Genomic DNA, 24286 nt, shown 5'->3' on the forward strand with positions numbered 1-24286 from the left:
ATCGAGGCAAGTTTCGTCGGAATTCCTTCGCGCGTGAGGGACCTGCCCGATCCGCGGCGCGGCTCGTGCTCATGGAAGGCAAGCGGGTGAAGGCTGCGCATTGACGAGCTAGTCGGTCAGCAAGGCCGTGCGCCGCTTCCGGGAGACGCACGCCCTACTCTACGCGACTCATCAACCGCAGGTTGAGGAATCCGAACGCGAAGCTTGAACAGCCGCAGGGGCAGCATGTTGGCGCGCGATGAAAACTACCCGGTTTTAGAGGGGTGTGCGTGCTGAAAATTACCCAGGGTGATTATCAAGAGCCTGCGCCTGTGCGGCATGGCCGACGCGTGGGCTGAACTGACTGCCCAAGGGGAGGCGACCGTGCAGAGTTCGCGATGGCTTCTCGAACATCTGCTGCGGGCCGAGGACGCCGACCGGCACGTGCGCTCGATCGCCTACCAGCTGTACGCGGCAAAGTTCCCGGTGCACCGCGACCTGACCGGCTTCGACTTCGAACAGTCGAAGGTTGATCGCGAACTGATCCACGAACTGGCCACCCTGTCCTTCACCGAAGCGGCCCACAACGCCGTGGTCATCGGCGGAACGGGTACCGGGAAATCGCACCTGGCGACGGTGCTGGGGGTCAGCGGCATCACCGGTCACGCCAAGCGGGTGCGCTTCTACTCCACCGTGAACCTCGTGAATCTGCTTGAGCAGGTGAAGGCCGCGGGCAAGGCCGGGAGGCTTGCCTTCTCCTTGCTGCGCATGGATTTGGTTATCCTCGACGAGCTCGGATATTTGCCCTTCAGCCAGTCGGGCGGGGCCTTGCTCTTCCACCTGCTCTCGAAGCTCTAAGAGCACACCGACGTCATGATCACGACCAACCGGACCTTTGGCGAATGGGCGACCGTGTTCGGCGACGCGACGATGACCACGGCGCTGCTCGACCGGATCACGCACCACTGTCATATCGTCGAGACCGGCAACGAGTCCTACCGCTTCGATCAAAGCTCGGCCGACGCGCAGTCGCGCATCCGGGCGCGCGATCAGAGCAAGCGTGGCAGGATCGCCGAGACGGAGGATGAACCCTTCTGAGCGGCCGCCGCGCAGAGGGAACCCGCGGCTCTTCCAGAAACCGAGCATCGAAACCGGGAACCGATCCGTCGGACTACAATGAAGGGTAGTTACTCCAATGACGGGTTGCTAAAGTCTCTGGGTAAAATTCAACGCGCACGGCGGGTAATTTTGGATGCGCGCCGACACTTCGGCGGCGCCGTAGATGACCTGATTGAGCCGACGCGTGCGGAGCGACTCGACCGGATTCAGGCCACGGGGACAGCGAGCCGCCATCGCGCCCCTTTTCTTCCATCACGGCCTTCGATAAACCATGCCCTAAGCATATTGGCGCTGGTGGATTTTGAGAAAAACGCTGGACTTTTGAAAAAACGGCACCCCGAAGGGTTCCGTAAGTTCTTGAATATATGGGGCGACATACCGGGATCGAACCGGTGACAACTGGAGCCACAATCACCGGCTGTTTTGTTTTAAATCAGTATGTTAAGTCGTTTTCCGATCTACAAAACCGTGCCAACTACCCCCTTGAAAGCCGCATCAGTGCTAAAGCCTTAGCCGTTTTGTAGAACGGTATTGCCGACCCCTGCGGGATGCACAATCGCCCGACTTTAACCGTCTTCCGTTGGTAACCTGTATTTAACGGCCACGTGGGACTTCGACTTGAATCGCACGACTTACTGTCTCCGCCGTCCTCGGGTCCTCTGCCTTACTTGAGTTCGATCTCGACGAAGGACAACTCAAAATCATTGATGTTGATGACGTTGTGCGCCACTCCGGTGAGCTTTGCGTACGACGTACCTACCGTCAACTCAACATCTCTGATTCCATATGGTTCCACCAACCTGATCTTGCCTGTAGTCAGTGGTACGACGACATAGTCATGTCCATGGACGTGATCACCCGTGTCTGCCCCGGGGGGAAAGGTCCACTTGGTAACGACTACTCGTTCATTCTCGACTTGAAGCGTTGGAATGGCCCTCATGGCTGTCTGGTCTCTCTTGACGAAATTGGTGCCGGATTGTTGGAAGTGCTTGCGATTGAAGCTGCGGTAAATCTAATTTAGCTATCGTAGATCTTGTCCTCGGCCCCATCGTCCGAGAGTCAGCAGCGTCCCGCCCCATTCCGATCGACGGGCGCACATCTGTGACCTTCACTTTTTCAACACGTCATGCTCCCTGAACCTGGCCGGTTTTTCACGGCTCAACCGCACGCAAGAAATTCCTCGGCGTGAGCAGTTCGAGGATGGAGGCGAGCCGATTACATTCCAGTACCGCCGTCAGGGTCTGCGCATCAAGAACCTTGAAACGTTTGTCGCTGAATTCGAGATACGGTCGCCCATCGGGACTGTTGACGAGAACTACGGAGGGAACTCGGCGAATGCATTGGTGCAGAAAAGATACGTTCTCCTGAATATCGGCGTAGGCGTCGGGCGGATGGACCTCGGTGCGTGAATGGGCGTGAATGTTGATTTTCTGGTAACGCTCGATATTCACCATTCCTTCCAGATCGTAGATTTCCATCCTGTCGCGGTTCCCGGCAGCGATCAGCTTCGGGAAGGTTCCCTTCGGCACCCGGTTGTCCATGAAGTAGTAGCGGTAGTCAACATCGCTACAGCCGAGCCATCGGAACAGGATTTTCGGCATTCCCCGGTATGCTTCGACACAGTGAGCGAGGAAATCCTCCACGGCCTTGTAGCGCCCGCGTTCAAGTGCGCGCAGCCAGCCGCGCTCCACCGTCTCTTCGGGAGGAGTCACGAGGAAATACATGTGGATGGTCGACACGTACCGCGTATAAGTGTCCCGAAGGATCCGGCTGACTTCATCGCTCGAAAAGCTGTCGAATCGAAATCGGTCGACCAGCAGGTGCGGAATGGCCTGCGCGCGATTCGCCTTGTCACGGATGTAACGATCGAGCTTGCCGTCGATCACCATTACCTCGCGGCTCGTGAGGTAACCTGCATACTTATATGCGTCGCCGAGAGATTCGAAGTCGAGCAGCAGGCGGCGCCACACGTCGGGGCTGATGGTTGCGTAGCCATCCGGCTCGATTCCGCAGTCGGTCATCAAGCGCTTGATCATCGGTCGGATCGAACTCTTGCCTGCGGCCGAAGCGCCCTTGAGGCTGATCAACACCGGTTGCGCGCGGTTGCAGACACGCTGATAGCCTTCCTGCTCGACTGCGACGTCAATCCACTCCTTAATCGCCTCACCGATCATCCGGCTGCCGAAGTGGTTGCACACATAGCGCGTGACGAGTTCGGCGAGCATCTGTAGATCCGACCCCAGGATCCCGCGTGCGGCCAGGATGGCTCCAAGAACCCGATACAGCCCCTTGAAGATCGCACGCTCGCAAGGATCGCTTGCAGCCAGTCCGTCGGACTTGAATCCGGAAACCACCGAATGTTCGCGCTCGCCCGGAATCTTGTCAGGAGACCGAATTGACCTGCACCGCGCCAGAAGGCGCGACGGAAAAGTGCGCACGGCGGATGGCGCCGCCACCGGACCGAGACGGGCTGCCAGTATCGCGCGAACCCGATGGGTCACGCGCTCGCGCAGATCCAAGTGCATGCGCTCGACCTCCCCCATTCGGGGAAGGACATGATGCGAAAGGATCCTGTCGGCGATTCGGCGAAAGTTCTGCCCAAACACCTCCTCGGATTCACCTTCCGACACCACGATGTCCGCGGTCACGCGCACGATAACTTCATGCAGCGCCAGTCGCGCCGGCCGGAACATGACGAGTTCCTCCATCGGCATGCCCGTCATGCGTGCAAAATCTTCGACCAGTTCCGCAGAAGGAAAGACGTTCTCGGGGCGATGGATGGTCTCGAGCAAACGGAACGCCGTCGGAGTCCTGCTCAACACGCCCGGACTCCAGGCGGACTGTTCGACGACAAGGTGTGAAGGAGCGGTCGTCGTAAAGTCGGGGCGCCGGTTCATCGAGAAGTCCCCGGGCTCCGACGGCCGGATTCGGGCGCACCATCGGCCGCGAGGCTGGCGAAGCTGTTCTTTGCCCCGCGAAGCCCAAGCCAAGTCAATGCGGCGATGAATGGTATTGCAGCGCCCAGTACGATATTGACGTCGAAGTCGAGCCCCAGCCCGAGTCCGTGCAAGGCTTTCAAGGGATAGGCGGCAAGACCGATGACGTAATAGGTCAAGACCCACACAGACAGGCCTTCCACCATTTCCTGCAGGCGAACCTGTAGCTCACCATTCTTGGCGGTACGAGCAAGCAGCGCGCGATTGAGTTCCTGATGTCGGGCTTCCTGACGCGCCCGCAACAAGGCGGCTGCACGTTCAATTCGCACGGCAAGGTTCTCCTGTCTGCGCTCGACCGCGCGGCAGGTCGCCATCGCAGGCGTTAGCCGTCTCAGGATGAAATCGCCAATATATTCCGCGCCCTGTTGGCGCGGCGCAGGGAGTTCGGCCAGGCGCACATCGACAAGCTCGTAATAGGCGCGCGACGCGGAAAAGCGATACTGGCTAACGGCGATCAGACGCTCGAGATCGGCAGCGAGCTTTTCGAGCCTTGCGAGCAATCGATCCTCGCCCTGTACAGGATCGCCGAGTGCGACCACGAGCTCGCGCAGATCGATGCCGATCCTGTCGAGCTCCGGGACCTGGGCATGAGCAATCGGCAGCGACAACAGCGCAAGAGCGAGATACGTATCAATCTCCACGAGACGTTGAACGACACGCCCAATCTGTTCCGGCCCCATCCGTGCCGTCCAAATGCGGTACCTGACGAAGCCGGGCTTGCAGCCATCTCCGTATTGCAGGCGCATGTCCGTTTCGACCCACCCACCCGCATCTTCCAGCCCTGCACCGATGCATACTTCCCCTCCGGAGGCAGGCGCACTCGGAGCACGACAGTCGCCCCCAGTAAGTATCAACGAGGATGCAGTCAATAGAATGCCGTCGAGATCCTCTAGCCAATCGCTGGCCGCCGGTTCCCGGAGGCTCCCGGAACCTGCCATGCTGGGGAGGTCGGGCGTGGTAATCACCGTATACCGAGCGAACTCGGTATGAAGCGACCAGTGCAGCGAGATAGAAGGGGTATGCTCAGCGTAACAGCGCGTGCCAGCGGATGGGGCGGAAAGCCCAAAGCGCTGTGTAAGCCGGCGAAGATTGCGGAGCTGCTGTCCCGTGTCGCTATCAAAGAAGACAGTTACCGAAAAGACTTCGGCTGGAGATGCGATGTCAATAAATGGGCGAGCATGAAGTTCGTCACAGGTGGACTTCTGTATCGCGAGAGTCAAGTCGAGTGGCATGCGAGGACCATTCGTTCAAAAAAACGCCCTGGAGTCCGTTTGGAAACCAGAGCGGAGGAAAGTCGGCTGACGATGAGGAGAGAACCGGGAGAATTTCGCCAGCCGACGGGAGAGATGTCTAAGAACCTGCTCAGATAGCGATGGCCCTTAAGTCCTGTCCGCAGGCAACAGCTGCCATGATCCCCGGCTCTGGTTGTTCGACGTAAGCTTCGACGACTGTTGCGAATCTCGTCGCTCGCTGCTCCATCTCGAGCATTCGCGCTAATGCGTCGAACGGATGCTGCAGCAACGCGCGACCAACGAAATCGCGGAGTGCGACACTCACCTCTTCACGCACGCCAGCAAGCACCCGACCTTCGAGCGCGTCTTGCGTACGCACTTGGTTAAGGCGGGCTAGAAGGCGCGTAACGCCGAGACGCTCGTCTGCCGCAAATAAATACCGGCATACGAAATCGAAATCGACCTTTGTTGCTTCAGAAATTCGGGCAATGTCGAGCGCCGTCGCAAGTCGAGGCAGTGCCACGACGTGACTGCGTATGTCTCGACACGCATCGAACCCGCCGAATTGATATGCATGGTCGGGTTGTGCCGTCTCATCGAGCAAGTCCCGGAAGCGCTTGACCGTGGGCAGGAAGCGTCCGACTGTCTCTGAAACGCTGATCGGCGACTTGACATTGCGCAGCAGCCAGCATGTCATTTCCTCCACTGCATCCCGCGTCTGTGCGAGGACTTCGATCCGCGTTGCGGCATCCGCCGGTCCACCTGCGCCCGCCATCGCGTCCCAAATGTCGTTTGCTCCACTCAAGTCGCGAGCCACCGCATAGGCACGGGCGACGTCGGCGTCCGACGCGCCTGTACGATCCTGTATTTCGTTGACAACCCCGCTACCGATACGGTTGACCATGCTGTTGACGACCACTGTGGCGATGATCTCGCGCCGCAAGGGATGAGCAAGGATTTCCTCGCGGAATCGCTCCTGCATAGCGAGCGGGAAGTAGCGCAGCAGGTCGGCTTCGAACAATGGATCGTCCGGAAGATCCGATTTGATGATTTCGGCATACAGTGAAATCTTGGTGTGAGCCAGCAGGACAGCCAGTTCCGGCCGGCACAGCCCTACTCCGCGCGCAGCCCGCTCGGACAAAGTCTCCTCGTCGGGCAGGCCGGCCACCGCGCGGTTGAGCTGTCCTTCACGCTCGAACCGGCGGATGAGGCGCACGTGTCGCGCGAGTGTCTGCGGCGCCCGCGCGACTGCCAGCGACAGGGCGAGGGCCTGCATCCGATTGTCGGCAAGGACGAGCGCGGCCACATCGTCCGTCATATCCCTCAACAACACGTTCCGCGCGGCGCGGTCGAGTCTGCCTGTCGCCTCGACTCGATTGAGGAGGATCTTGATGTTCACCTCGTGGTCGGAGCAGTTCACTCCGCCGGCATTGTCAATGGCATCGGTATTGATTCGTCCGCCGGCAAGGGCATATTCAGTCCGGCCTGCTTGCGTGAAGCCCAGGTTTGCGCCTTCGCCGACCACTCGGCACCGCAGTTCGCAGCCATCAACCCGAACAGCGTCATTGGCACGATCGCCTGCGCTTTCCTGTGACTCCCTGCTGCCCTTGACATAGGTCCCGATACCACCCAACCAGAGCAGATCGACCTCGGCCCGCAGGATCGCGTGGATCAGATCCTCCGGCGCAATCTCGCACGTTTCCAGCCCGAGCCGTGCTCGCACCGCCTCGCTGACGGTAATGGAGCGGGCGCTGCGGGAAAAAACACCGCCTCCTGCCGAGAGGGCCTGGGCGCTGTAATCCATCCACGACGACCCGCGCAAGCCGAACAGGCGCTTGCGTTCGACGTAGCTGACCAGGGGATCCGGATCGGGATCGACGAAGATGTGCCGGTGATCAAACGCTGCAAGCAATTTGATACGATCCGACAAGAGCATGCCGTTGCCGAAAACGTCTCCCGACATATCGCCGACCCCAGCGACCGTGACGTCCCCGGATTCGAGGTCGATACCCAGTTCATCGAAGTGACGTCGCACCGACTCCCAGGCGCCACGAGCTGTGATTCCCATGGCCTTGTGGTCATAGCCGGCGGACCCGCCCGAGGCGAACGCGTCTCCCAGCCAGAAACCGCGGCGAACGGCCTCCTCGTTGGCGATGTCGGAGAATGTCGCGGTTCCCTTGTCCGCCGCGACGACGAGGTAGGGATCGTCCGCATCGTGGCGAACCACGTCCGCAGGCGGAACGATTACGCCGTCGGCCAGGTTGTCGGTCAGATCGAGCAAAGCGCCGATGAACTTCCGGTAGCAGGTGATCGCCTCGTCCCGCACCGCTTCGGGGGCGAGGAGAGCCTGTCTGCGCACGACAAAACCTCCCTTGGAGCCTTCCGGGACGATGACGACGTTCTTGACCATCTGCGCTTTGAGGAGGCCCAGGATTTCAGTGCGAAAGTCCTGGGCACGATCTGACCAGCGCAGACCACCACGCGCCACACGTCCCCCGCGCAGGTGTATTCCCTCCATGCGCGCGCCCGACACGAAGATTTCGAACATCGGTCGCGGCAAAGGCAGACCGTCGAGCTGCGACGATGCGATCTTCAGCGCAAGACAGGGAAGGTTGCGGCCGTCCTTGTCTTTTCGGAAGTAGCTCACGCGCATGGTCGCTTTCATCACCGCCGCCAGTCGGCGCAATACCCTCGTGTCGTCGTTTGTCAGGGCTGTCGCGGCACGCTCGTCGAGCGCGGCCTCCGCCCGCGCCATCGCGGCGTCCCGTCCTTCACTGCGCAGCGGATCGAAGCGAACATGAAAATAATCGACCAGCGCGCGCGCCTGTTCAGGATTGTTCGCGAGACACTCGGCGATGCGGGCGGGGCCGATCGGATAGCCGGTCTGGTGCAGGTACCGCGCATACGTGCGCAGCATCCCGGCCTCCTGACGAAGTAGATCGGTGCGAACGACCAGGCGGCTGAAGCCGTCGACCTCATCCTCGCCGCTCCATGCAGCCTGCAGGGCGTCCTCGACCGCGGCGGCGCAAGAAGCGACGGCGATTAACTGGCCAGCGGTATCGTCAAGCACGAAGTCCCGTATCCGCATCTGGCCTTTGGGACCCGCTATCGAGGTGCGGATATCGGCAATCGCCAGACCGAAACCGTCCAGCAGGGACAGCAGGCGCGCGAGCGGCGCTGAGTCCTTGTGCGATAGCAGGCGGATCGCTACCTCACCGTCCCCGGCGGGAGTAGTCACACGAAAAACCGGAGCAGCGTCGGCAACCATATCGGCGAGCCCCGGATCAATGTCCGTGGGAGGGAACTGAATTCTCGGCACAACCACGATCGACTCCAGCCCGGTTTGAACGTCCGTTTCAGACATGGTTTTCCCCGCTTGTCAGGTTCCGGGTCATGCGCCCGTGTAAGCCGTCTTCACCACAGTGAAGAACTCCGCCGCGTACCGCCCCTGCTCGCGCGGCCCGAAGCTCGACGCCTTGCGGCCGCCGAAGGGCACGTGATAATCGACGCCCGCGGTCGGAACGTTGACCATGACCATCCCAGCCTCGACGTTGCGCTTGAAATGAGTGGCGTGCTTTAGCGACGTCGTGCAGATACCTGCGGACAGACCAAACTCCGTGTCGTTGGCCAGAGCCAGCGCGTGCTCGTAGTTGTCGGCCGGTATTACGCAGGCCACAGGGCCGAAAATTTCCTCGCGCGCGATACGCATTTCGGGGGAAGCGTCCGCAAACAGCGCGGGAGCAAGGTAGTGGCCGCTTGTGCGCCGTGAAAGGCGCTCTCCGCCACACACGAGGCGAGCCCCCTCGGCGCGTCCGATGTCGATGTACTCGAGATCCTGAGCGAGTTGTGACTCATCGACCACGGGCCCGATGTCGGTTCCCGGTTCGAGCGCATGATCCACTCTCAGGGCTGCGAGGCCGTTGTGCACCGACTCGACGAAGGCCGGGTAGATGCCCTTTTCGACGATGAAGCGGCTGCTCGCAGTGCAGCGCTGCCCCGTCGAGTAGTAGCCCCCTTGGATCGCGCAAAAGCTTGCCTGCGCGAGGTCGGCGTCGTTCAGCACGACCAGGGGGTTCTTTCCCCCCATTTCAAGTTGCATGCGGGCAAAACGCTGTCCGGCTGCGCTCATGACGCGAGCGCCGGTCGAGGTCGAGCCGGTGAAGGTGATGCCGTCGATGCGGCGATCGTCCAGCAGAGTCTGTCCAACCTGACTGCCGGGCCCCATGACAAGGTTGAACACGCCAGCAGGCAGACCCGCGCGGCTGATGATCTCCGCCAGCGCCCACGCAGAGCCCGGTACGAGATCGGCAGGCTTGAACACCACGCAGTTTCCATAGGCGAGCGCAGGCGCGATCTTCCATGCAGGAATTGCGATAGGGAAATTCCACGGCGTAATGATGCCGATTACGCCCAGCGCTTCCCGCGTGATTTCGACATCCACGCCCGGGCGGACGGAGGGCAAGCGCTCCCCGCCACAGCGCAGCGCCTCACCCGCAAAGAACTTGAAGATCTGCCCGGCTCGCGCAGCCTCGGCGATCGCTTCCGGAAGGGTCTTGCCTTCCTCGCGCGAGAGCAGCCTGCCGAGTTCGTCCTTCCGCGCAAGCAGTTCGCTGCCAATGCGGTCGAGCGCATCGGCGCGCACCTGGGGGGTTGACCGGCTCCATCCGCTGAAGGCCGCCCGCGCCGAGCCGATCGCGGCTTCAGCTAGCCTTCGGTCGGCCTGGGCGTAATCCCCGACAACATCCGTCGTATCCGATGGATTGACATTGGCGCGAGCGGCAACGCCGTCACACCATTCACCCGCAATATAGAGCTGTTTCATTTCTCGTCCTCAGGTCACGCACCGCGTCACCAGCAATCCGTACCGAACCTCGTCGACTTCCGTCACGATCCCCGCGCCAGCCGTCGCATCAGAGCGCTGCTGCCTCCCCTGCCTCAAGTCACTGGCGGCCGGGCTGCCGCAACCGGTTTTGCTCAACCCGGACTGGTCGCATTCGTTTTCACTCTCGTCTTGCGGCACGTCGCTGCCTTCAACGCCCCACATGGCTCGGGCCTCCTTCAATTACCGTTCTGACGCTCGCTCAGCACCGCTTCAATGATTGCGATACCCTCATCGAGCACGGCATCGGATATCGTCAGCGGGACCATCACGCGAATGACGTTGCCGTAGCTGCCGCAAGTCAGGAGCAATAGCCCGCGATTGAACGCCTCGGCCTTCAGACGGTTCGCGACGTCGGCAGCGGGCGCACCAGTGGCAGGATCGATCAGCTCGATAGCCGTCATCGCCCCCAGGCCGCGCACGTCACCGATGCACTTGCAGTCCTTCGCCATGCGCTTGAAACCCGCGCGCAGCCGCTCGCCGATGGCTGCGCTGCGCTCGCACAGCCGCTCCTTCTCTACGACGTCGAGCACAGCCAGTGCAGCGGCACATGCCATCGGATGCCCGGCGTAGGTGCTGCCGAGGCCTCCCGGCGCAACGGCGTCCATTACCTCGGCACGTCCGACGACGGCGGAAATCGGCATACCGCCCCCCAGCCCCTTCGCAAGCGTCGTCAGATCGGGCACGACCCCGAAGTGCTCCATCGCGAAGAGCTTGCCCGTGCGCGCGATACCGGTCTGGATTTCGTCCGCGACCATGAGGATGCCGTGCGTGTCGCACAGGGCACGCAAGCGCTGGAAGAATTCGGCGCTTCCGGGGATGTATCCGCCTTCGCCCTGTACCGGCTCGACAAAGATGGCGCCGACTCGGGCGGGGTCGATATCGTTCTTGAAGAGCTTTTCGATGCCTTCGATGGCGTCATCGACGGTCACGCCGTGATAGGGCGACGGATAGGGCGCGTGGTAGACCTCCCCAGCCATGGGCCCGAATCCCGCCTTGTAGGGCACCACCTTGCCGGTCAGCGCGAGTGCAAACATAGTCCGCCCATGGAATGCGCCGTTGAACGCAATGACGCCCGGGCGGCCGGTATAGGCGCGCACGATCTTCACTGCGTTCTCGATCGCTTCGGCACCGGTGCTCATGAACATCGCCTTCTTGGGTGCGTCGCCGGGCGCGTGCTTCACCAGTCGTTCGGCGAGTTCGACATAGGACTCGTACGCAGCGACCTGGAAACAGGTGTGGGAATGCTTCTCCAGCTGCGCTGAAACCGCCTCGACGACCCGCGGATGGTTGTGGCCGGTGTTGACCACCGCGATGCCGGAGCAAAAATCAATGTAGCGCTTGCCTTCGACATCCCACAATTCGGCGTTCTGGGCGCGGGCAGCAAAGACGGGATGGGCGTTGCCAATGCCGCGCGCTACGGCCGCGGTACGGCGGGTCATCAATGAAGCGTTCGTCGTGGTCGGGTTGCTCATGGTTCTCGTCCTCTGTCTGATTGATCACGTGTAGCGTCAATTTACGAAGCCCGCACCCATACAGCCAGACACATCGCCGACTGATTCGGGCGTCACTGTATTGCCCTGTCAGGCAATACAGTGACGGGCATAATGCGCGCGGCCGCCGCGATCCCGCCCAAGCGGAACCGCGGCGGCCGCTCTGATGAAGAGATTGGGTATCCGGCTGCCGGGAAGGCGGGTGGGCGTCTCCGCGCGGAGACGCCCATGGCCACTCAGGGCGAGATCGCGTCGGCTTTGCGCCCCACTGCGCGCAGCGGCACGAGGATCAGCAACAGGGTGACGGCAACGATTCCGACATTCACCCAACTGCTGAGCTCATAGCCTCCGCGCACGATCAGTGCGCCCGATACGGCGGGTCCGAAGGCGACTCCCGCGACGAGAAAACCTCCCGACGCGGCGACGATGCGCCCTTGCGTATCGAGTTCGGCCGCCAGTGCCGTCAGGTAGGACAGCGCATAGAAGTAGGTACCCGAAATGAACAGCACGCCAACTGAATAGGGAACCACGGTCTTCGACGACTGCAGGATCGTGAATGTCACGATGCCGGTGAGGACAATGCCGAGCAGTACCGGAAGACGCAATCCGTAACGCGAGCCGACCAAGGACGCGACCAACGGTCCGATGATGCCGATCACCGCCTGAACCGAAAAAAGCGTTCCGAGATCGTCAGGACCATAGCCGAGGCCGTTCCCGATGCGTTCCGCGAATGCCCACATCATCGTGTCGCGCAGTGCGAATGCGAACATCGCAAACAGCATGAAGATGCCCGAAGTCGAAAGGATCCCTCGATGGGCATGCGGATGCTCGACCGTCGAATGCACCTGACTAGTACCTTGGGGCAGGCGGAAGATGAACAAGGCCATCACCAGCATGCAGGCGGCAAGCGCGCCATACACACCCTTGTAGCTCCAGAGGTCACTCACTCGGGCGAAGCCGGTCATCGTCACGACCATCAGCACCACGAACAGCATCGACATCTGGGCGGCGAGCTTTTCCGGGTTCTCGGCATTCGCAACGGTTGCATTGCCCGCAGCCAGCGCCAGACCACAGCCGAAGCCGACGGCAGCCCGAATGACCAGCAAGATTTCATAAGACGACTGCATCGCCGAAAGACCATTGCCGATAATCGCCAGCGCAGCCCCCGCCAGCGCCAGATTGCGACGTGGCAAACGGCCGATAAACGGGGCCGCAAGCAGCGAGGCGACAGTGACCCCAAGAAACTCCACTGTGCCAAGGAAGCCGGCTTGGGCTTCGTCGAGCCCCAGACCGTTCATCGTTGCGCCGATCATGAACGGCAACACCAGCATGGCCAGCAGGCCGACGCCATACGCGGACGCGGACGCCGACAATAACAACCCCCAGTCGTCGGGACGGGCATCGAGGAAGAATTGCGTGATGCGGCCGGGTGCCTGCATCGCATTGGCTTCCGAATTCATGAGACTCGCTCCTGTCAATTCGCTCGCCGCCTGTCCGGAAACAGGCGGCGCGGCGACGGTCTTCAGTCGAGCTTGAGCTCGCCCTTCGCGTTGGAATAGCCCTTGAGCTGACGCTCCCCCTCGACGGTGAAGGTTTCCTTCGACACAATCTTGCCGGAGGCTTTGGCCCACTTGCCGGTACCGCCCTGAACCTTGAGCGTAAATCCGTCAACCGCGGTTTCCATTGCCGCCAGGAGCTTGTCTCCGTTGCGGTCCTTCAATTCGCAACGGCCCGACCCCGTGGTAGTGGTTTCACCATTGCTGCCCTTGGTCGCCGTCTCCATGCCGACGCAGGTGGTCAGCAGGTACAAGTCGTCGCGCTTGGCCGCGACGAGCTTGTAGCTCCCCTCGAACTGGAACACGGTCGTCGAGGCTTGCGGCGTTTCCATCATCGCTGGCGAAAAATCCGCCACCCAGCCGCCGGTCATCGTTACCGGCTCGGCCTGCACTGCACCCGCGCATGCAGCCATCATGGCGACGGCGATCAGTTTGTAGTTTTTCATTGTGCTCCTCCTTTATGCGGACAGATTTAAGCGAGATTGAGCCAGACCGACTTGGTCTGGGTGTGCGCAAGCACCGTCTCAAAGCACTTGTCACGTCCCTGGCCCGACTGCTTGTACCCGCCCCACGGTTGCGTCATGTCTCCGTGGTCATAACAGTTGATCCACACGATCCCCGCCTCGACGTCACGAGCGGCGCGGTGGGCAAGGCTCACATCGCGTGTCCAGATCGAAGCTGCGAGGCCATAGATGCTGTCGTTGGCAATGGTGAGCGCCTCTTCCACCGTCTTGAAGGGCACGGCAGCCGCAACCGGTCCGAAGATTTCCTCGCGCGCAATGCGCATTTGCGGCGTCACCCCACTGAAGAGCGTAGGCGAGACATAGTTGCCGGCTTCCAGGCCCGACGGCCGCCCTCCCCCCATCTCCACGCGCGCCCCCTCGTCACGACCTACGTCGATATACCCGAGCACGCGCGCCTGCTGCTCGGGCGTGACCAGGGGACCCATCGTCGTCGCAGGATCGAGCGGATCACCGGGCTGGTAGCGCGCGGCCTCGGCGACAAACTTGGTGACGAACTGGTCGTACAACGACTCGTGCACCAACAGGCGCGAACCGGCGCTGCACACTTCGCCCTGGTTCGTGAAAATGCCCGTCACCGCGTATCCCACCGCCGCGTCGAGGTCGGCATCGGCCATCACGATCTGCGGGCTCTTGCCGCCGCATTCGGTGGTCACTTTTTTCATGTTCGACTGGCCCGAGTAGACCATCATCAGCTTGCCGACTTCGGTCGAACCGGTGAAGCCGATCTTGTCCACTTCCATGTGCAGCGCAAGCGCGCGGCCGGCGTCTTCACCGTAACCATTGACGACGTTGAACACGCCATCCGGCACACCGGCTTCGGCCAGAAGGCGTGCCAGCAGCAGCGCGCTCATCGGGCTCTGCTCGGCGGGCTTGAGGATGACCGAATTTCCCGCCGCCAGCGCCGGCGCGACCTTCCACGCCGCCATCATCGTCGGGTAATTCCAAGGGGTGACGCACGCGACCACACCGAGCGGTTCGCGCACGATCATGTGTAGTGCATTGCGGTCCGTATTGGTTACCGCCCCCTCGATCTTGTCGATGGTCTCGCCGAAATACTGGAAGGTCAGCGCGGAAAACGGAATATCGCCGCCGACCAGCTCGGAAACGGGCTTGCCCATATCGAGGCAATCGAGCAGCGCGAACTCCTCGGCATGCGCTTCGATCAGCCGTGCCGCCCGGTACATAACGTCCATGCGCTCGCGCGGTGCCATTCGCGACCACGTGCCAGCGCGGAAGGCCCGTCGTGCTGCCTGCACCGCCCGGTCGATGTCCGCCGCCGTCCCGCGTGCCATTTCGGCGATCGGCTGACCGGTTGCCGGGTTGTAGGTCGTGAAACGGTCACCGCCCTGCGCATCGACGAAGGCACCGTCGATGAACAAGCGGGTTTCGGGTTTGTACAGCCTCGCCTTCTCATGCCAATAAGCTGCGGTGGAGCTGTCTTGTACGCTTGCATTCATGCCGTTGATCCTCCGGAAATCGGTTTGCTGCCCCGTCTTGGCATGCCGGCACCATCGCCGGCACACCCCTTGTTTATTGCTGCGTGCGGCCCAGCACGCCTTGCGCCGAAAACAACACCGGCCGCGCCCCGCGGCCGGGCGCGACAGCCGTCATCGATGCCTGGTCGGCACGGTTGGTGATTGAGAAGCTGCGTCCATCGTCGTGGCTCTCCAGCACCGCCCCGTTCACCCCGACTGCGACAACGCCGCCGTCGGGCATCTGAACCATGTGGGTGAGCGAACTGGCGGTTCCGACTGGCACGACCTGCCAGCTGGAGCCATGGTCGGCGCTGCGATACACCTTGCCCTGCAGCCCTGCGACAAGCAGGGTTCCACTTGTCAGTGCGGTGCCCGTCCACAAACTGCCCTTGCCCCCTGTCTCAACCTGACTCCAGTGCGCCCCGCCGTCTCCCGAGTACAACAAGCCGCCACGTTCAGCCGCAATCCACAGTTCGCCCGACGCACCCGGAAAGATCTGGAACAAGTTGCGATCGGAGCGCCGCTGCCCTTCTGGCGGCGCCGGAGGTTGCACGACCTCCCAGTGCTCTCCGCCGTCGTCCGTGCGCAGGATCAGTGACCACAGGCCGGCCGCGACGCCATTGCGCGCATCACTGAACCATACGGAGAACAGGGGCTGGTCGACGCTGGTGTCGTCGCGCTGCAGACTCCAGGTTTCACCTCCGTCTGTCGTGCGCAGGATCACGCCCCAATGGCCAACGGCCCAGCCGTTGCGCTCATCTGCAAAGCTCACGGAAGTAAGCGTCACTCGTGTCGGTACGGACCTGGCTTGGCGAAAGGACGCGCCACCGTCGTCGGAAAGAAGCACCGCGCCGCGGTCACCAACAGCCACGAGACGTTGTCCAGCATGGGCCACGCCAAGCAGGCCGGCTGCCATCGGGCGCTCCAGTCGCGCCGCAGGACGGTGAATCAGTTCGGACGGCGCTGCCTCGGCCAGGCCGGCCAAGGTCACGCCGGAACACAGCACCAGCGCCCACAGTGTTCCGCTCAATCTTAATTGCATAAAAAACTCCGCGTCAGTGCTGAAGGATCCCGGGTACACGCACCGGCGCGCGACGTGGGAACACACGTTCGAGGACCACAGCGAACGCCGGCAGGGCAGTCATCGCCATCACCAGGTTCACCATGAACATGAAGGCCAGCAACTTGCCCATGTCAGCCTGGAACTTGAGTTCCGAGAAGGCCCAGGTGGCGACGCCGATTGCCAGCGTGATGGCAGTGAAGATCGTTGCCATCCCCACTTCCAGGATCGAAAATTCGAGCGCCCGACCGATGTCGTGACCATTGGCGAGGTGCATCTGCAGGCGGTTGTAGATGTAGAAGGCGTAATCGACGCCAATTCCGACTGCCAGCACCATCACCGGGAGCGTCGCCACTGTCAGACCGATCTCGAATTCCTTCATGAACCAGTAGCCGATGAAGGTCGCGACCGTCAGCGGCAGGCAACATGCCACCACCGCGCGCAGGTCGCGGTACGCCAGCAGCACCAGCACAGCGATCGCCGCATACACGTACAGCATCATCGGCAGTTCGCTGCGCTCCACCTCGTCGTTGATCGCCGCGAGCACGCCGGCATTGCCCGACGCAAGACGAACATTGACGCCTTCGATCACATTGGCCTCTCTGAACGTCTTCACCGCATCGATCACGCGGTGGATCGTGGTGGCCTTGTGGTCGGTGAGGTACAGATGCACGGCAGTCATGCTGCAGTCGGTGTTGACGTAACCGCGGTTGCGCGCAATTTCGGTCGCTAGCGCGGCATAGTTGCCGCCGTCGATGGGCACCACCGCCATCTTGGGATTGCCTTCGTTGTATCCCTGGTTGTATGTGCGCAGTTCCCGGGCAAAGCTCTTGACGGCCTGCACTCCCGGCACGTTCTCGACTGCGGCGACAAAATCGTCCTGGTACTTGCCGGCGGCAACGTCTTCACAGGAATTGGCTGCGGCCTCAAACACAACCGTGAGCCAGTCGAGGCCCATGTCGTAGGATTCGGCAATTGACACCGCGTCGCGGTTGAAACGCGACTCGGGCCGCAGTTCGGGCGCCCCCGGCAGAACCGAGCCCACCACGCGGTCATGGCTCTGCCAGACGGACACGCCGAAGATCGCAGCCGTCAACACCGTCACCATCACCGCATTGCGAGGCCGTGCGACGCGCGCCAGTCCGCGGAGCCACTGCGAACGCCGCTCGCGCTTGAGCATTGCCTTGTCGGCATACTCGCGGCTGAAATTGAGGAAGGACGCCGCCACGGGCAACATCACTAAATTGGTAACGATCTTGTAGCCGACGCCGATCGACGAAATGATCGCCAATTCCTTGACCATCGGAATCGGGATCAGGAGCAGCGTGATGAACGATACGAAGGCCGTAACCAGCGCGAGCGTGCCGGGGATCAGCAGGCCCGTGAAGCTCGCCCGCGCAGCTTCTAGCGTGCTTTTGCCGTGCGCGATCTCGCGCACGATGAAATTGATCTGCTGCACTCCGTGCGATACGCCGATCGCGAAGACAAGGAAAGGCACCAGCACGGCCAGCGGATCGAGGCCATAGCCCATCAATTTGAGCGTACCGAACTGCCAGATCAGCGAGGCGATCGAGCAGGCGACCGGCAAAATCGTCAGCCGCAGGGAATGGCAGTACCAATAAACGGCCACCGTCGTCAGCAGCAGCGCCACGACACAGAATTCCAGAACCGCCGCAGCGCCGTCCGCGATGTCGCCGATCTGCTTCGCGAAGCCGATGATCTGGACTTCGAAGTCGCCGTCCTCGAAGGGCGCGCGAATTTTTTCCTCGAGGAGCTGGTTGTAAGCCACGTAATCGAGGTGTTTGCCGTCGGCGTCCACTTCGCCGATCTCGGCGGTGATCATCGCGCTGGTCTGGTCGCGCGACACGAGCGTGCCGATATATCCACCCTGCGCGGTCACACGTCGCACGGCATCGATGATTTCGCCATCCAGGGCTTCCACGGTAACGGTTCCCGGAATCACCGGCTGCGCGCGGAAACCTTCTTCCGTGATCTCGTTGACGAAACTGTTCGGCGTCCACAGAGACTGCACGCCCATGCGATCGACACCCGGCAGGAAGATCACGGCCTGGGTTATCTCGTACAGGCGGGCCAAGGCCTCCCGATTCCAGATATGGCGATTTCTGGCCTTGACCACGACTGTCAGGCGATTTGCGCCGAACAACTGGTCACGATATTCCGTGAAGGTCTTCACGTATTCATGGCCAGCGGGCATCTGTTTCTCGAAGCCCGCCTCCATCCGCAACTGCACGCCGAACCACGCCATCACGGCCGTGATTACCGCCAGTGCAGCGAGCACCGGCACCCGATGCCTGAAGACGACACCCTCAAGCCACCCCACAAAGCCAGCCACGATCCTGTCCCCTACCGAAATTGCCGTGCTGCCGCCAGCCGTCCGCTGCAGAGATCCGGAGTTGCTGGATCTCTGCAGAGAGGCGATCACTTACTCAGAAGTTACGAGAAAGGAAGGCACCGAAAAAATCTCGATCCTTGTAGTACTGGCGTGCCGGATCGCTCTTCCCCCCGAAATACGTGGCGAAGTTCAGACCCGCCTGCCAATTCCCTGCGTTCTGTGTCAAGAGGACGTAGAAGTTGGCCGCCTTGGCGTCCTCCAAGTAGGGCACCGAGAAGTTCGGCGTGTCGCCTTGCACCGCATGCACGAAAGTCACCCCGGGAATTACCTGCCAGCCCGGAATAACAGAGCTGTCGTAATTCAGATTCGCATCTACGATGTAACCCCATGAGGTTTCCGTTCCGCCGCCTTTGGCGATCGGTGCGTCGGGATTGCTGCGATCGAGGAAAATAAAGTATCCCGCCGCAGGTACCTGATCGACCAGAACGCCGTCGATGTTGCGATGCACGCGCTTGTTGGCTTTGACGCCGGGGTATTGTGCGACCACACCTTCGATTGAGATGAAGCCAGTATCCGCACCGAAAAGGTCGAGAACCGTCCCGTGATCGCCGGGCGTGAGCTGCAGCAGCCCGGTGAGGTGCATCTGGTACTTCTCGTTTTCCTCGTACTGCGGGCAATTTCTGACCGCTGCCAGATTCGTGTTCGCATCAAGCGCACCGCCCGCGTTGTAGCAGGCCGACAGTGAAACTGCGTCACGAGGCCGATAGGACAACTCCCCCCCAATCGCCCAATTACCCAACGGGAAGTTGGTACTCACGCCGTATAGTTCTCGCTTCTTGAGAAACTCCCAGCGATAGGTGCTGCCGTTAACCAGATTGAGAACCGGCGTCTTGTCATGGTACTGGAGGTAATACGCCCCTAAGTCGAGCGACGTGCCCTCGGGTTTCCAGTGCATCGAAACGCCATACTGCCCGCTGTTACCCGGCTTGATGTCACGACCGACCGTGGCGGGGAAGTCACCATTTGCCGTAATGGCGGCGTCGCCCTGGGCGGAGGAGTAGCTGCGCCGTCCTAGCAAGGAAGCCTGGTCGCGTCCGGTGACGTTGAAGTTCGAGCCATTGAAAGAGACGGATTCCCGGCCTTCGCCGTAATAGTCAGCCACGGACCAATAACCGCCCACGGGCGCATAGAGCGTCTTATTCCAACGGAATTGGTAATAGGCCTCGAAGTTGAGGCCTTTTCCGAGCGAAGAAGCAATGCTCAGCATGGGTGCCGGCAGCACGGCTTCCTTCAACTGGGTGCCCGGGACCAGCAAGCGCTGAAAATCGAGCGCATTGGTCGCATTGATGCCGCCAATCGCGAAGAGACTCTCGCCCCAGTTGATGACCTGGTTACCCAGGCGAACGCGTGCATCCTGTCCGCCAATACTGAACTCCTTGCTCACCCACAGGTCAAGGAGCCGTGCATTATCAACAATCTGCCGCTTCGCCGAGTTCGACAACTCGGTTCGCTCGGTGTCATCGGCCTTGAAATCGTGCATCCAGGTGCCGCGCGCCATGAATTTCCAGCCGTCTGGCATCTTCAGCAGCAGCTCGTGAGTCCCCTTCAGATAGGCGGTGAAGAAATCCCCTTTCCTGTAATTGAGGTTCCCGTTATCGCCGGCCGACCACTGTGCGGTATTGGCTCGCGCGCCACACGACGTTGTCGGATCGCCCACGAGCGAGCAGGACGGATCCTGCGCGCGGACCCCGAGACCGGTCGTAAAAGTGGAATCCAGCGCCCCCTGAATGTCCCCCGCCTCGAATCGGAAAGCATGGGCCGACTGGGTTCCGGCCGCCAACAGCGCCACCGCGGCACTCACCAGCACACTGCACGTCTTGCGTTGAAATTTCATATTTTGTCTCCCTCGTCAAACCCGTCCGACACCTTTGCGTGCGTCATCCATCCGGCGCGGTACATTCCGCGCCGGATGCAATCCCGCCCGTTCAGCGATCGCTGACCGCGCGGAGGTTTTCCGCGGTATAGAAGCTGTCCTTGAAGTAGGGCAGATCGCCCGGATCGGCGTAGAAGCGCAGATCCTTCCCGCCGTTGGTGACGTTCGAATCGGTCACGTAACGACCGCTGGCGAAGTCGTGCAGGAAGTACATCGCCGTATTGCTGCAGGCGCCCAGCTCCCACACCGGATATACGCTGGACTCCTTGTGCCGCCACAACTGGTTCTTGCTGTCGTAGTCCTCGCCAGCCACCATCAGCCAGGTGTCCTCGTCGAAATAGAACACCTTCTTCGGAGAGCTGTGCCGCACGCCCTGTTTCACGGTGGCTTCAACGACCCATACGCGGTGCAGCTCGTAGCGCCGTGCATCGTTGTCGATGTACGGCTGCTCCAGCCCCTGCTGTTTCACGCCCGCGTCGATACTCTTGAAGTTGTTGTACTGGACGTACATCTCCTTCTTGCCGATCAGCTTCCAGTCGAAACGGTCGGGGTTGCCGTAGAACAGGAAGATCGAGTCGTTCGGGAATTGGTTCTCGAAACCGATGATCGGTGTGTCATAGGCATAGTTGGGCAGGCGACGCACACGCCGCTGACCGGTGAAGTAATAGAAGGACTCCGCGTCCTTGTTCATGAAATAGCTCTGCACCAGCGACTGGCCGGCGAGCGCGACCGGCTCCTGGAACGCGTAGTAGAACCCCTGCTGGACATAGTTCACGTCCTTCGGCGACGTCGTACCCTTCTTGGCCCACGGGAAATAGGTCGCCTGGTTGTAGCGCGTCGAAACCCCTTCGGTGGTCCCCGGCCGCGGCGACACCGTCGCGAGCGCGTTGTCCCACACGATTCCGACGCCCTGATACCTCATCAGGTAGTTCCAGACCACCTCGACGCCGCTCTTGGGCACAGGGAAAGGCACGCCCGGCAGCGCCGCATCTTCCAGCGACCACCCGTCGGCGGCGATCTTTGAGCGGGTTGCCCCGCTCTTCGTATTGCTGAGCACGAAATCCGGGTAGGAACATTCTCGGTGCGACGGGAAGACGTGCATCTCGTAGCCCTTAAGCTGCTTGAGCATCGCCAGCTGTCCAGGGCTCAACTTGTCGGAGTGTTTGTCCGCGTTGGTGGCGTTGATCGTCAGCGTCGATTTCTCGTCCTTGTGGTTCCAGACGTCGCCACGATTCTTGCCGAACTTCCACTCCCCCTGAGGCTTCGCCGTGGCCCCCGACCAGGCCGGAATCGAACCGTCCTTGCTGGCCTCCTTCGCGGCGCCGACAGGCGTCAGCTCGCCGCCCAGCCTTGCGGCTTCGGATTCCGTTGCGCCCGCCCAAGCCAGCGAACTCGCCGTGACTGCGAGTGCCGTGGATAGCGTTAGAGTCAATTTCCTCACCTTGAAACCTCCTTTGAATGTGTTTGCCTTGAGGAACCCCTGTCGGTCCGCTTGCGGCTCGCCCTCTATTCGGGGTCGTTGTTATCGTGCTTTCCCTTCAGCAAGTCCGATGCCACGACAGATAAGACACTGATTTGCTTATAATTCTTTCTTATCAGCGAGCCGCCTTGCGCGCCTTTGCTGCACGTTTGCAGCGGTGTATGCGGAAAGCCGCTGCATCGGCGCAGCATCGTGCAGTGCAGCAAACGTCGATCCACGTCCCAGGCGGGCGGACGCGCTAGCAACAACGGGGAAGACGCCGCACTACGGAAAGATCCACGGTTCTGATGGACCGGCACGGGAATTGCGTATTAGCATCGAGTACCGATGGATTTCACGACACCATGCTGCAGCTCCAACATGATTCGGCCGTACCGCTGGTCACCCAAATCACCAGCGGTTTTCGCCGTCTGATCGCCGACCGCAAACTCGCCGAGGGCATGAAGGCGCCTTCGATTCGCCAGTTCGCACGCCAACACCAGGTCAGCCCTTCCACAGTGGTCGAAGCCTATGACCGCCTGGTCGCGGAAGGACTATTGGTGGCGCGACAGAACAGCGGATTCTTCGTACGCAGCAGCCTGCGCGGCACCAAAGCCGGGACGCCGCGCGACGAGACCTTGCGCAACGTCCGATTTGACGGGCGCTGGCTGGTTAAACGGATCTGGGAAGGTGAATCGACCGGCATCAAGGCCGGCTGCGGATGGCTGCCGGAAGACTGGCTGGACGGAGAAGCGCTCCGCCGCAACCTTCGCCAGATTGCATCCAAACCCAGCAAGCACCTCGCCAGCTACGGCTTGCCGAAAGGCCTGGAGGCGCTGCGCTGGAGCATCAGCGACTGGCTGGGCGAACACGAAATCTGCGCTGCCCCGGAATCCATCCTGCTCACCAGTGGCGCCAATCACGCGCTGGCACTGGTGGCGCGTTGCCTGGTCCGGCCCGGCGACATCGTGCTGGTCGACGACCCCGGCTACAGCGTTCTCAGCTCGCATCTGCGGGATTGCGGCGCGCGCATCATGGGCGTGCCCTGGGGACCTCAGGGCCCCGACGTGGAGCGCCTCGAAGCACTGATGCTGACGCACAAGCCACGTACTTTCTTCACCAATCCACGCTTGCAGAATCCAACCGGTGCGTCCTTTTCGCTACAGGTCGCACACCGCGTGTTGCAGCTTGCCGACCGCCACGACCTGATCATCGTCGAGGACGACGTTTCCAGCGAGCTCGACGTGTTGCAGCGGCGCAGCCTTGCCAGCCTCGATCAGCTGCACCGCGTCATCTACGTCGGCAGTTTCTCGAAGAGCATCTCGCCCGCGCTGCGCGTCGGCTTCGTCGCCGGCGACGTCGGACTAGTGGAGGAACTCACTGCAATCAAGATGGCGTCCGGACTGTCGTCATCGGAACTGACCGAACGCTTAACGCTGGAAATCCTCACCGAAGGACGCTACCGCAAACATCTGAAGGGCCTGCGCGAACGCCTCGGCGAGGCGCTGGCGCACACCTGCCACAAACTCGCCGAAGTGGGCCTCGAGCCGCTGTTGACGCCCAGTGCAGGAATGTTCGTTTGGGCTCGCCATCCCCGGATCCAAGATGCCGGAGTGCTCAGCGCGCGCGCTGCCGAGAACGGCATCATGCTCGCGCCGGGTCATCTCTTTACGCACGAGCCGGGCCCGTCGCCGTGGCTGCGATTCAACGCAGCCTTCTGCGACGACCCACGCTTGTACGATTTCCTAGCGACTGTATGAGCAGTCCGCCTACCTCACCACCAGCACGGGACACGGCGCATCGCCCAGGATCGCACTGCTAACGGAGCCGAATACGAGGCGCTGGGCCAGTCCGAGGCCGCGACAGCCGGTCATGATGAGGTCAGCCTTCACTTCGCGCGCGACCGCAATCACCGCTTCAGCCGGTTGACCGACCTCGATGCGTGCCTGTATGTCGATCCCGCGCGCGGCCATGCTGGCCGCAACCTCGCAGGTCATTGCCCGTGCACGCGCAAACTGCTCGGGGTCGGCATCCACGGCGTCGCCATTAGCATCCAGTGCGGGGCCGTCCACCACGGACACGAGCATTACAGAGAGGCCGTTCCGATCGAACCAGTCCAGCGCCTCAAATGTCTTGCACGCTTGATCCGAGCCGTCGAAGGCAATCACGATTCTGGTCATTCTTCCTTCATTCCATGGTTGTCGTTGGAGGATGGCGTCAGGCTCGGC

At 61.4% G+C, this 24286-nt stretch carries 17 protein-coding genes and 1 pseudogene; 3 read left to right on the forward strand and 15 right to left on the reverse strand.

Annotated elements, in window-relative coordinates; all coding sequences use genetic code 11:
• Positions 1-288: 288 nt before the first annotated feature.
• Positions 289-1077, forward strand: a pseudogene (gene istB / locus AzCIB_RS11615) (IS21-like element helper ATPase IstB).
• A 685-nt stretch (positions 1078-1762) separates the two neighbouring features.
• On the opposite strand, the gene AzCIB_RS25085 reads toward istB, so the two are convergent.
• Positions 1763-1864, reverse strand: coding sequence for a cupin domain-containing protein (locus tag AzCIB_RS25085; RefSeq protein WP_502685637.1), 102 nt, complete (start codon positions 1862-1864; stop codon positions 1763-1765).
• A gap of 72 nt (positions 1865-1936) precedes the next feature.
• Between AzCIB_RS25085 and AzCIB_RS24680 the strand changes: the two genes are divergently transcribed.
• Positions 1937-2119, forward strand: coding sequence for a hypothetical protein (locus AzCIB_RS24680; RefSeq protein ID WP_232299203.1), 183 nt, complete (start codon positions 1937-1939; stop codon positions 2117-2119).
• Between the two features lie 130 nt (positions 2120-2249).
• On the opposite strand, the gene AzCIB_RS11625 is transcribed toward AzCIB_RS24680, so the two are convergent.
• The 13 genes from AzCIB_RS11625 to AzCIB_RS11685 all read right to left on the reverse strand — a co-directional run bounded on the left by AzCIB_RS11625 (position 2250) and on the right by AzCIB_RS11685 (position 22040).
• Complete coding sequence (locus tag AzCIB_RS11625) at positions 2250-3995, reverse strand: DEAD/DEAH box helicase family protein (RefSeq protein WP_157058488.1); 1746 nt, start codon at positions 3993-3995, stop codon at positions 2250-2252.
• Positions 3992-5326 carry a DUF3422 domain-containing protein gene (locus AzCIB_RS23810; RefSeq protein WP_083446981.1) on the reverse strand — a complete coding sequence of 445 codons (1335 nt, stop codon included), beginning with the start codon at positions 5324-5326 and terminating at the stop codon, positions 3992-3994. Before AzCIB_RS23810 ends, AzCIB_RS11625 begins: the two co-directional genes overlap by 4 nt.
• A 130-nt stretch (positions 5327-5456) precedes the next feature.
• A complete protein-coding gene (locus tag AzCIB_RS11635; RefSeq protein WP_050416051.1) occupies positions 5457-8690 on the reverse strand; it encodes an NAD-glutamate dehydrogenase domain-containing protein in 3234 nt (1077 codons plus the stop codon).
• Between the two features lie 27 nt (positions 8691-8717).
• Positions 8718-10148 (reverse strand): aldehyde dehydrogenase family protein, encoded by a 1431-nt coding sequence (locus tag AzCIB_RS11640; RefSeq protein WP_050416052.1) that lies wholly within the window; start codon positions 10146-10148, stop codon positions 8718-8720.
• 9 nt (positions 10149-10157) lie between these two features.
• Complete coding sequence (locus tag AzCIB_RS11645; RefSeq protein WP_050416053.1) at positions 10158-10370, reverse strand: hypothetical protein; 213 nt, start codon at positions 10368-10370, stop codon at positions 10158-10160.
• Positions 10371-10384: 14 nt separating this feature from the next.
• Positions 10385-11680 (reverse strand): 4-aminobutyrate--2-oxoglutarate transaminase, encoded by a 1296-nt coding sequence (gabT, locus tag AzCIB_RS11650; RefSeq protein ID WP_050416054.1) that lies wholly within the window; start codon positions 11678-11680, stop codon positions 10385-10387.
• Between the two features lie 254 nt (positions 11681-11934).
• Positions 11935-13158: an MFS transporter gene (locus tag AzCIB_RS11655; protein ID WP_083446982.1), complete on the reverse strand. Its 1224-nt coding sequence runs from the start codon at positions 13156-13158 to the stop codon at positions 11935-11937.
• Between the two features lie 62 nt (positions 13159-13220).
• Positions 13221-13700, reverse strand: coding sequence for a hypothetical protein (locus tag AzCIB_RS11660; protein ID WP_050416055.1), 480 nt, complete (start codon positions 13698-13700; stop codon positions 13221-13223).
• A 26-nt stretch (positions 13701-13726) separates the two neighbouring features.
• Positions 13727-15301, reverse strand: a complete 1575-nt coding sequence (locus AzCIB_RS11665) for an aldehyde dehydrogenase (protein WP_232299204.1) — start codon at positions 15299-15301, stop codon at positions 13727-13729.
• Positions 15302-15308: 7 nt separating this feature from the next.
• Entirely contained in the window at positions 15309-16295 is a 987-nt protein-coding gene (locus AzCIB_RS11670) for a WD40/YVTN/BNR-like repeat-containing protein (protein WP_050416057.1), read from the reverse strand.
• A gap of 13 nt (positions 16296-16308) precedes the next feature.
• Positions 16309-18666: an efflux RND transporter permease subunit gene (locus tag AzCIB_RS11675; protein ID WP_232299205.1), complete on the reverse strand. Its 2358-nt coding sequence runs from the start codon at positions 18664-18666 to the stop codon at positions 16309-16311.
• Positions 18667-18760: 94 nt separating this feature from the next.
• On the reverse strand, positions 18761-20560 hold the full coding sequence (locus tag AzCIB_RS11680) for a DUF1302 domain-containing protein (protein ID WP_083446983.1): 1800 nt from the start codon (positions 20558-20560) through the stop codon (positions 18761-18763).
• A gap of 91 nt (positions 20561-20651) precedes the next feature.
• Positions 20652-22040, reverse strand: coding sequence for a DUF1329 domain-containing protein (locus AzCIB_RS11685; protein WP_198149522.1), 1389 nt, complete (start codon positions 22038-22040; stop codon positions 20652-20654).
• Positions 22041-22423: 383 nt separating this feature from the next.
• On the opposite strand from AzCIB_RS11685, the gene AzCIB_RS11690 reads away from it, so the two are divergent.
• Entirely contained in the window at positions 22424-23818 is a 1395-nt protein-coding gene (locus tag AzCIB_RS11690; RefSeq protein ID WP_050416059.1) for an aminotransferase-like domain-containing protein, read from the forward strand.
• 9 nt (positions 23819-23827) lie between these two features.
• Here the strand turns inward: AzCIB_RS11690 and AzCIB_RS11695 are convergent, their stop codons facing one another.
• Positions 23828-24238 carry a universal stress protein gene (locus tag AzCIB_RS11695; protein ID WP_050416060.1) on the reverse strand — a complete coding sequence of 137 codons (411 nt, stop codon included), beginning with the start codon at positions 24236-24238 and terminating at the stop codon, positions 23828-23830.
• Between the last annotated feature and the right edge of the window lie 48 nt (positions 24239-24286).

This window comes from Azoarcus sp. CIB (assembly GCF_001190925.1).
Taxonomy (GTDB): Bacteria; Pseudomonadota; Gammaproteobacteria; order Burkholderiales; family Rhodocyclaceae; genus Aromatoleum.

Bases quoted from the DNA above. Each gene is read 5' to 3' on its own strand.
- AzCIB_RS11645 (WP_050416053.1), bottom strand. From the start codon at position 10,370: ATGTGGGGCGTTGAAGGCAGCGACGTGCCGCAAGACGAGAGTGAAAAC.
- AzCIB_RS23810 (WP_083446981.1), bottom strand. From the start codon at position 5,326: ATGCCACTCGACTTGACTCTCGCGATACAGAAGTCCACCTGTGACGAA.
- AzCIB_RS11680 (WP_083446983.1), bottom strand. From the start codon at position 20,560: ATGAAATTTCAACGCAAGACGTGCAGTGTGCTGGTGAGTGCCGCGGTG.
- AzCIB_RS11690 (WP_050416059.1), top strand. From the start codon at position 22,424: ATGCTGCAGCTCCAACATGATTCGGCCGTACCGCTGGTCACCCAAATC.
- AzCIB_RS11660 (WP_050416055.1), bottom strand. From the start codon at position 13,700: ATGAAAAACTACAAACTGATCGCCGTCGCCATGATGGCTGCATGCGCG.
- AzCIB_RS24680 (WP_232299203.1), top strand. From the start codon at position 1,937: ATGTCCATGGACGTGATCACCCGTGTCTGCCCCGGGGGGAAAGGTCCA.
- AzCIB_RS11625 (WP_157058488.1), bottom strand. From the start codon at position 3,995: ATGAACCGGCGCCCCGACTTTACGACGACCGCTCCTTCACACCTTGTC.
- AzCIB_RS11635 (WP_050416051.1), bottom strand. From the start codon at position 8,690: ATGTCTGAAACGGACGTTCAAACCGGGCTGGAGTCGATCGTGGTTGTG.
- AzCIB_RS11695 (WP_050416060.1), bottom strand. From the start codon at position 24,238: ATGACCAGAATCGTGATTGCCTTCGACGGCTCGGATCAAGCGTGCAAG.
- AzCIB_RS11640 (WP_050416052.1), bottom strand. From the start codon at position 10,148: ATGAAACAGCTCTATATTGCGGGTGAATGGTGTGACGGCGTTGCCGCT.
- AzCIB_RS11670 (WP_050416057.1), bottom strand. From the start codon at position 16,295: ATGCAATTAAGATTGAGCGGAACACTGTGGGCGCTGGTGCTGTGTTCC.
- gabT (WP_050416054.1), bottom strand. From the start codon at position 11,680: ATGAGCAACCCGACCACGACGAACGCTTCATTGATGACCCGCCGTACC.
- AzCIB_RS11655 (WP_083446982.1), bottom strand. From the start codon at position 13,158: ATGAATTCGGAAGCCAATGCGATGCAGGCACCCGGCCGCATCACGCAA.